The sequence below is a fragment of the Protofrankia sp. CiT1 genome, assembly GCF_917627335.1.
In the GTDB taxonomy this organism is placed as follows: Bacteria; Actinomycetota; Actinomycetes; order Frankiales; family Frankiaceae; genus Protofrankia.
Genome location: NZ_CAKJTP010000042.1, coordinates 7,142 through 14,898, shown reverse-complemented (window position 1 = coordinate 14,898; position 7,757 = coordinate 7,142). Strand labels below are relative to the sequence as shown.

Genomic DNA, 7,757 nt, shown 5'->3' with positions numbered 1-7,757 from the left:
CGGGTACCACCGGAATTATGTACCCACCGGGGGTATGTCGCGGGGAAACTGAAGGTCACGTGCCGGCCGCCGGCCGGTACGTGACCGCAACCCAATGACTGCACCAGGCCACCGGTTGAATATTGCCAACTGTTGGGTTTGGGGGCATTGCCTGCCCGTACGAGCCACCCGATATCTTTTGGAGCTGACACCTTCGTTTCCTCAATAAAGATCAATATTTTCTCTCGAACACACGCGTCGGACCGAAACGCCCAGTCCTGCCCCGGCCCGATGTCCCCTCCGAGCAGCCAGGGGCAGGAGCGAGATCTCGCAGCCCTGATGGTCACCGACCGGGCTCTCCTCCTTGGTCGGTGCCTTGAGGCGTGCCAGCGGCACCGGTCCGCGGCATGTCGACGTTCTGCCTCGCGGGCGTTCGGGAAGGACGCGCGTTGCTTCCACGTGGCGTGACCCGGCTCCCCGCGGACGGCGAGCAGGCCGGTCGCGGTCGCCACCGTGACCAGGCGCCCATGAGTGCGGACGGCGACGAGCTCACCCCTTGGCGTGTCCGCCTCAGCCCACAGACCCGGCGAGTCGCCACGATCGCCGCGGTGACGACCGGAACCCTGGCCGCATCGACGGCCGGCTTCGCCGCGACGATGCCCGGCACGGGCGCCAGCGTGGCACTGGAGCCGGTGACCGCGGCAGCGGCCACCGTCGACAGCGCCGCGATGGTCGGTGGTGGCGCGCACGGAGCCACCCTCACCGCATCCACCACCGGTCTGGCCGGCAAGATCGGAAATCCAGATCCGACCTTCACCTCGGTGTCGATCGTCGCCGATCAGACAACTGTCGCGCCGAATGCTCCCGTCGTCTTCACCGTCCGCGCCATGGAGGTCGGGACGGGGCGTCCCGTCACCAACCAACGGGTCCGTATCGCGGTGGCAAACGGCCCGCAGTGGACCACCACCGCCCAGCTGCAGACCAACAGCACCGGAACCGCGACGATCAGTACGCGCCTGCTGTCGACCACGACCCTCACCGCGGTCTTCGACGGTACGAACGTCCTGCGTCCCTCCCTGGCCGGTGCGACCACAGTGACTGTGCGCAGCCCCACCGGCCCGGCCGGCGCCCTCGGAGGCCTGGCGGCCGGGGGTGCGGCCACGGCTGTCCCAGGCAGCTCCATCGGGGCGAAAGCGGTCTACCTCGCGTCGTTGCAACGGGGCAAGCCGTATGTGTATGGGGCGGAGGGGCCCTACGCGTTTGACTGCTCCGGCCTGGTGCAGTACGTGTTCAAACAGCTCGGGCGCTCTCTGCCGCGTACCGCCCAGCAGCAGTTCGCCGCCTCGCTGCGGGTGCCGCAGGCCGGCAAGCAGCCCGGCGACCTGATTTTTTTCGGGAGCCCGAGCAACATCACCCATGTCGCGATCTACGCCGGTAACGGGTACGTGTGGAGCGCCCCGGAGACCGGACGGACCGTCTCACTGGTGCCAATCTGGACCTCGACGTACTACGTTGGCCGGGTGATGTGATGGTTGACGGGCGGTCCGGGTGATGGGCGCGAGCCGGCCGCCGGGCCCGGCGGCCCGTGGGCGAGGGCGGCGCCGCTGACGATGCCGTACGGTGGCTGTGCACCGTGGCGGCGGCCTCGTCAGGCTCCACGCGGGCGCAGCTGGGTGCGAAAGGGTGTCGAGGGTGACCACGGCGATCCATCCGTCCGACCGGGTGCTGACCATCCCGAACCTGCTCTCCGCGCTGCGGCTGGCTGGGGTCGGTGTCTTTCTGTGGCTGGCGTTGGGCCCCAAGGCTGACGGTGCGGCGCTCGCCGTGCTCGCCTTCGCCGGCGTGAGCGACTACCTCGACGGCAAGCTTGCCCGGGCGCTCTCGCAAACCAGTCGGCTCGGGATTGTGCTCGACCCGCTGGCGGACCGTCTCTACATCCTGGCGACGATCATTGCGCTGACGCTGCGCGACATCGTTCCCTGGTGGTTCGCGGCGCTGCTCGTCGGCAGGGACATTATGATCATGGGGGTCGTGCCGGTGCTGCGGCGGCTCGGCTACGGCCCCACGCTGCCCGTGCACTATCTGGGCAAGGCCGCGACGTTCAACCTGCTCTATGCCTTCCCGCTGTTGTTGCTGTCAGCGGGTGACACCTGGCTTGCCACTGTTGCGCGTCCGCTCGGGTGGGCGTTCGCTGGCTGGGGCGCCGCTCTGTACTGGTGGTCCGGAATCCTCTACTGGGTGCAGGTGCGCCAGCTCGCGCGGGCGGGGAACGGCAGCGAGCCCTCGGCGGCGCCCGGGACGCACCCCGGCGAGGCTGGCCGGGCGGATGCGGAGGTGGGCCGGTGAGAGCTGTCGTGATGGCGGGCGGTGAGGGGAGGCGCCTGCGCCCGATGACCGCCAACCAGCCCAAGCCGCTCCTCCCCGTCGTCAACCGCCCGATCATGGAACATGCGCTGCGGTTGCTCAAGCACCACGGTTTCGATGAGACCGTGGTGACGGTGCAGTTCCTCGCGGCGCACGTCCGGACGTACTTCGGTGACGGCGACGAGCTGGGGATGCACCTGTCCTACGCGACCGAGACCACGCCGTTGGGGACCGCCGGGAGCGTCCGCAACGCGCAGGACGCCCTGCGTGACGACCGGTTCCTGGTGATCAGCGGCGATGCGCTCACCGACATCGACCTGACCGCGCTGGTTGCCTACCACCGCAAGCAGGGCGCGCTGGTCACGGTCGCGCTCAAGTCCGTTCCCAATCCCCTGGAGTTCGGGATCGTCATCACCGACGACGACGGGCGGATCGTCCGGTTCCTGGAGAAGCCCACCTGGGGACAGGTCTTCTCCGACACGGTCAACACCGGCATCTACGTGATGGAACCGGAGGTTCTCGACCACGTCCCGCCCGGGGAGCCGGTGGACTGGTCGGGAGATGTCTTCCCGAAGCTCCTCACCGCTGGCGCGCCCCTGTTCGGCTACGCGCTCGACGGCTACTGGGAGGACGTCGGTACCATTCCCAGCTTCCTGCGGGTCCAGGCTGATGTGCTCAACGGCCAGGTGGACGTGGAGATCGGCGGCTTCGAGGTCTCGCCGGGGGTGTGGGTCGGCCGGGACGCCGACGTCCACCCGGAGGCGGTTCTGTCGGGCCCGCTGGTGATCGGCGACTACACGAAGGTCGAGGCCGGTGCCGAGCTGCGTGAGTTCACCGTCATCGGCAGCAACGTGGTGGTCAAACAGGGCGCCTTCCTGCACCGGGCGGTCGTCCAGGACAACGCCCTGATCGGGCCGCAGGCCAACCTGCGGGGCTGTGTGATCGGCAAGAGCACCGACGTGCTGCGGGCCGCGCGGGTCGAAGAGGGCGCCGTGATCGGTGACGAGTGCGTGATCGAAGAGGAGGCGTTCGTCTCCAACGACGTCATGGTGTACCCGTTCAAGACCATCGAGGCTGGCGCTGTGGTCAACACCAGCGTCATCTGGGAGTCCCGCGGGCAGCGCTCGCTGTTCGGCCCACGGGGGGTATCGGGGCTGATCAATGTCGAGATCACACCCGAACTGGCCGTCCGCCTCGCCAGCGCCTATGCCACGACCCTGCGTAAAGGATCAACAGTCACCACGGTCCGGGACAGCTCCCGGGCGGCCAGGGCACTCAAGCGAGCGGTGATCAGCGCGCTTACCGCGAGCGCGATGGACGTACGGGACCTGGAGGTCGCGCCGATGCCGGTGGCCCGCTTCGACGTCCGCACCTCCGACGCGGCCGGCGGCGTCATGGTACGCACGACGCCGGGGGACGCCGAACGGGTCGACATCAGCTTCATGGATGCCGAGGGCGCTGATCTCTCACTCGGCGCACAGCGCACACTCGACCGGGTCGTCAGCCGCCAGGAGTTCCGGCGGGCCTTTCCCAGCGAGATCGGGGAGCTGCGCTTCCCCGCCCGGACCGCCGACATCTACACCCGTGACCTGCTGGACCAGGTGGACATCTCGGGTCTGGCCGAAGGCAACCTGAAAATCGTGATCGACCCTGCCGGGGGAGCGACCTCGTTGGTGCTGCCCACCCTGTTGGGACGGCTCGGGGTGGATGTCCTCACCGTCAACGGCCGATTGGACGAGACCGTCCCGGCCCAGACGCCGGCCGATCGCCGCCGCGCGCTGGACCGTCTCGGCGCGCTCGTCGCCAGCTCGCGGGCTGCCTTCGGCGTCCGCTTCGACAACGCCGGTGACCGCATCACGATCGTGGACGAACGCGGCGACCTGATCGACGACGAGCGGGCGCTGCTGGTATTTCTTGATCTTGTCGCGGCGGAGAACCGGGGAGCCGAGGTGGCGCTGCCGGTCACCGCCACTCGGGTCGCGGATCAGGTGACCCGCTTCCATGGGCTGACGGTGCGGCGTACGTCGCTGTCAGCGGCCGACCTCACCCGGGCCGCCTCCGCGGCGAACGTCGTGTTCGCCGCGGACGGCCGCGGGGGATTCGTGGTGCCCGAGTTCACCCCCGCGATCGACGGCCTGGCCGCGTTCGTCAGGCTGGCGGCTCTGGTCGCCCGGACCCGGCTGACCCTGAGCGCCATCGACGCGCGCATACCGGCGGTGTCGGTACTGCGCAGATCCGTGCCGACGCCGTGGGCGGCCAAGGGCATGGTGATGCGGCGAGTGGTGGAGGCGGTCGACTCCGACAGCGGATGCACGATCGACACCACCGACGGCGTCCGGGTGATCCTGGCGGATGGCTCGTGGGTACTGGTGCTCCCCGACCCGGCTGAAGCTGTCACCCATCTGTGGGCCGAGGGCCCCGACGCCACCACGGCAGAACAGCTCCTGGACTACTGGAGCGCCTTGTTCGCGGCCGGTGATCTCACCGACGATGATCGTTCACAGCGGGCGGTCGGTGCCGAGGGCTGACGCGGCCGGCGCTCGCCCCGCCGGTCCGCTGCCCCGCCGGGTGGAAGAAGAGCGGAAGAGTGGAACAATGGCCACGGCTCCAGCGCGCCGCGATGACCTTCCCAGGGCTGCCGGAAGCCGCGTCCGACGCTGTGGACCGACAGCGGAACCGACAACTGGGAGGCGATACCCGGTGTACCCGGAGGACCTGAAATACACCACGGAGCACGAATGGATCCGGGTGAGCAGCGACATCGCGCGGGTGGGTATCACCTCGTTCGCGCAGGATGCGCTCGGGGACATCGTGTTCGTGACACTGCCGGCGGTGGGCGACCGGGTGCGGGCGGGTGAGCCGTTCGGCGAAGTGGAGTCCACCAAGAGCGTCTCTGACGTCTACGCTCCGGTCTCCGGCGAGGTGATCGCTCGTAACGAAGTGCTCGACAGCACCCCTGAGCTGGTCAACTCCGATCCTTATGGTGAAGGATGGCTCGTCGAGGTGGCGGTCGACGATGCCGGGGCGACCGCGGCCTTGCTCGACGCCGTCGCCTACGCCCAGCATGTGCAGGGAACCTGAGAGCGCCCGGCAGCAACAGAAAGGATCTGCCCGTGTAGCCTACCGGTCAGATCAACGTTATGCGGGCGTAACCAGCCCCCTCTCTTTTCGCGGTAGTGGACCCGATGCACTAGCCTCATTGTGCGCCGGGAGGGCGGTGCGAGGCCGGGATGTCACGGTCCGTGCCATCCCCTCCGGCTTCGGGGACGTCCGCGTGGCGGGTGGGTGTCTCCGAGGAGGAAACAAATCTTTCGCCACCCCAGGAAGGTGGCCCGAGCGGCCGACCCAACCGCGCCCGCGGTGGTCCGGCAGGAAGCAGACGCGACCGTGTTCTGCACGAGGTGCGGACAGCAGAACCCGACCGATGCGCTGTACTGCGCGCGGTGCGGGTCGCCACTGGTACGTCCAGGTGAACCCGTCGCGCCGGAACGACCTGCCGAGCAGACTTCCACGCTCAACCTTGCCGCCGCCTTGTCGGGTATCGAGGGTGATCACGTCGATGAGTCGACCGAACGGGACGCCGTCGCCGCCGTTGACGCGCTGCCGCCGGGCTCCGGTTTGCTCGTGGTCAAGCGGGGTCCCAACGCGGGCAGCCGCTTCCTGTTGGACGCCGATCTGACAACGGCGGGCCGGCATCCGGAAAGTGACATCTTCCTCGATGATGTGACCGTGTCCCGCCGTCACGCCGAGTTCCATCGGTCTCCGTACACGAAGGGCTTCGCCGTGCGTGACGTCGGCAGCCTCAACGGCACCTACCTCAACCGGGAGCGGATCGACTCGGCCGAGCTGTCCAGCGGTGACGAGGTTCAGATCGGCAAGTTCCGGCTGGTGTTCCTGACTGGATCGATCATGGCGACGGGTGGCGGGGGGCACCAGTGAACCGGGGGTCCCATCGATGAACGCCGGTCAAGCCGCGACATCGCCCATGCCGATGCCCGCTCGGGCGTCGGCGGGTGGTTCCACCGCGAAAACGCTCAACATCGGCGAGGTGCTCGACCGGCTGCGGCTGGATTATCCCGACGTGACGCTGTCCAAGATTCGATATCTGGAGGCGGAAGGTCTTGTCGTGCCCGCTCGTACCACTGCGAACTATCGTAAGTACTCACCTGATGACGTTGTCCGGCTACGTTATGTACTCGGCGCGCAGCGGGAACGCTTCCTGCCGCTGCGAGTGATCAAAGAAGAGCTGGAGTCCCTCGACCGGGGTGAGCAGCCGTGTGAACGGCCTGGCCCCCGTGCGGTGCCACCACCCCCGCCCCGCGTCCTGGACATGATCGCCGAGGCCGGCGAGACGGTGCGGATGTCGCGGCGAGAGCTGCTCGCCGTCACCGGCGTCACCGACGACCAGCTCGTCGAACTCGAGCAGTACGGGCTGCTCGCCCCCCGTCCGGGCGGTAGCTACTTCGACGGGGACGCGCTGGCGGTCGCGCGCACGTTCGCCGCGCTGAGCGCCTTCGGGATCCAGGCACGTCATCTGCGCTCCTCACGGGTCGCGGCCGACCGGGAAGCCGGCCTGATCGAACAGGTGGCGGCACCCCTGCGAGGCCAGCGTGACCGTCTCTGTGGACACGCGCAGGACACCGTGGACGAGCTCGCGGGCCTGCTGGTCCGGCTGCACGCCGCGCTGCTGCGCTCGCGTCTGCGGGCCGGGCCGAGCGGATGAGGCTGGCCTGGCGTGTCCTGCGGGCAGGCGCGCGGGGGCCGATGCGCGGGCGGGCACCTATCGTGGGAACTGAGGCGGAAGACGTCCACAGTGACCGATCTTTCCGGAAGCACCAGGCACGCTGACGAACTCCAGCGACGGGGATAGTGTCACCCGGTGGGCATCTACAGTTTCCACTCAGATCATCCTGTCCTGCTCACCTGTGCGAGGAGGTAGATCGGTGCATCGGCTGGACATCGTCGGCGTTCGTGTCGAGCTTCCGTCGAAGCAGCCGATCGTCCTGTTGAAGGAAGTCGAAGGTGAGCGTTACCTGCCCATCTGGATTGGCGCGGTGGAAGCGACCGCCATCGCGTTCGCGCAGGAAGGCATCACGACCGCTCGTCCGATGACCCATGACCTTATGCGTGATGTGCTGCAGGCCCTGCAGACGGAACTCACGAGGGTAACGATCAACGATCTTCAGGACGGCGTGTTCTTCGCGACGCTCGTGTTCGGGAACGGTATCGAGGTCTCGGCCCGGCCGTCGGACGCCATCGCGCTGGCCATGCGCATGGGTGCGCCTGTCTACGGCGAGGAGTCGGTGCTTGCGGAAGCTGGCATCACCGTGCCTGAAGATCAGGAACAGGAGCAGGAGAGCGAGCTGGAGAAGTTCCGGGAGTTCCTGGACACGATCTCACCGGAGGACTTCAAC

The 7,757-nt window shown here is 68.1% G+C and carries 7 protein-coding genes; all 7 read left to right on the top strand.

What is annotated here, in order from left to right:
* Positions 1-386 precede the first annotated feature (386 nt).
* Positions 387-1,508: a C40 family peptidase gene (locus MJ785_RS09630; protein WP_239309477.1), complete on the top strand. Its 1,122-nt coding sequence runs from the start codon at positions 387-389 to the stop codon at positions 1,506-1,508.
* Between the two features lie 163 nt (positions 1,509-1,671).
* Positions 1,672-2,325, top strand: coding sequence for a CDP-alcohol phosphatidyltransferase family protein (locus tag MJ785_RS09625; protein WP_239309461.1), 654 nt, complete (start codon positions 1,672-1,674; stop codon positions 2,323-2,325).
* An 11-nt stretch (positions 2,326-2,336) separates the two neighbouring features.
* On the top strand, positions 2,337-4,871 hold the full coding sequence (locus tag MJ785_RS09620; RefSeq protein ID WP_239309478.1) for a mannose-1-phosphate guanyltransferase: 2,535 nt from the start codon (positions 2,337-2,339) through the stop codon (positions 4,869-4,871).
* A 172-nt stretch (positions 4,872-5,043) separates the two neighbouring features.
* Positions 5,044-5,424 (top strand): glycine cleavage system protein GcvH, encoded by a 381-nt coding sequence (gene gcvH / locus MJ785_RS09615; protein WP_239309463.1) that lies wholly within the window; start codon positions 5,044-5,046, stop codon positions 5,422-5,424.
* Positions 5,425-5,730: 306 nt separating this feature from the next.
* Positions 5,731-6,282 carry an FHA domain-containing protein gene (locus MJ785_RS09610; RefSeq protein ID WP_239309464.1) on the top strand — a complete coding sequence of 184 codons (552 nt, stop codon included), beginning with the start codon at positions 5,731-5,733 and terminating at the stop codon, positions 6,280-6,282.
* A 16-nt stretch (positions 6,283-6,298) separates the two neighbouring features.
* Positions 6,299-7,066, top strand: a complete 768-nt coding sequence (locus MJ785_RS09605) for a MerR family transcriptional regulator (RefSeq protein ID WP_239380501.1) — start codon at positions 6,299-6,301, stop codon at positions 7,064-7,066.
* A gap of 220 nt (positions 7,067-7,286) precedes the next feature.
* A partial coding sequence (locus MJ785_RS09600; RefSeq protein WP_239380499.1) for a bifunctional nuclease family protein occupies positions 7,287-7,757 on the top strand: 471 nt, incomplete at its 3' end.

What these genes read in the sequence shown, in the direction of transcription:
- MJ785_RS09630 (WP_239309477.1), top strand. Translation starts at nt 387, where the DNA reads ATGTCGACGTTCTGCCTCGCGGGCGTTCGGGAAGGACGCGCGTTGCTT.
- MJ785_RS09605 (WP_239380501.1), top strand. Translation starts at nt 6,299, where the DNA reads ATGAACGCCGGTCAAGCCGCGACATCGCCCATGCCGATGCCCGCTCGG.
- MJ785_RS09620 (WP_239309478.1), top strand. Translation starts at nt 2,337, where the DNA reads ATGGCGGGCGGTGAGGGGAGGCGCCTGCGCCCGATGACCGCCAACCAG.